This window comes from Xanthobacter sp. BG11Y11_SDJG (assembly GCF_057364445.1).
On sequence record NZ_JBNFNU010000799.1, the window covers coordinates 1 to 774 of the forward strand.

Here is a 774-nt window from a genome sequence, read left to right on the forward strand (position 1 = left end):
AGGGACCGGGGCGCGGACCGGGCCAAGGTCCGGGACCCGGCCAGGGACCGGGTCCGGGGCCAAGGCGGCCGCGGTCCCACCCACGGCCGCCAGCCGGGGATAGCTCGGGCCACACCGGCGGATAGACCCAGCCGTTCCACCAGTTCCAGGACCCCCACCAGGCATTGCCCACCACCACGCCGGCGCCGAAGGTCAGCAGCCCCAGGCCGGCGATCGTATAGATGTCGGTGTCGTAATACGGCACATACACCACGTTCGGATCGGCCGAGGTGATGTAGATGGTGTTCCGCCCGTTCTCGCTGCGGGTGGTGACGTTCTGGCGCTTGTTGGTCTTCAACGCGCCGTTGGCCTCCGCCTTGGCGCGCAGCACCTGGATGGCGACGCTCACGTCCTCCGGCTGGTAGACGAAGGCGCTGCCGAGGGCGGTGGTGGCGTCGAGGTTTTCGTTGAGCTTGGCGATCACGGTGGGAAAGCGCGCCAGCGCCTTCACCGAGGGATCCCAACTCTGGCTGTCGACGCCGGAGAAATTGCCCTTCTTCACCGCCGCCTTGTTGCGCTCCAGCCAGCGCTGCGCCTGCACCAGCTCGATGGGATAGACGGTGGCCGGCAGCATCTGCGCCAGCAGCGTATCGGGATACAGCGCATAGGGCGCCAGCAGCTGCTGGAGCTCGGCTTCCGAATAGGTCTGCTGCTGGCCGGCAGCCGGAGCGGGGGCACCGGCCACGGGCGAATCCGGCACGGCCGGCGCCTGGGCCGCGCCGGCTGGGGCGGGCG

At 69.8% G+C, this 774-nt stretch carries 1 protein-coding gene; it reads right to left on the reverse strand.

Annotated elements, in window-relative coordinates; genetic code table 11:
• Positions 1-739, reverse strand: a 739-nt coding sequence (locus AC2W7M_RS26600; protein WP_486136197.1) for a DUF3300 domain-containing protein, incomplete at its 3' end; no start/stop codon positions are given.
• Positions 740-774 lie beyond the last annotated feature (35 nt).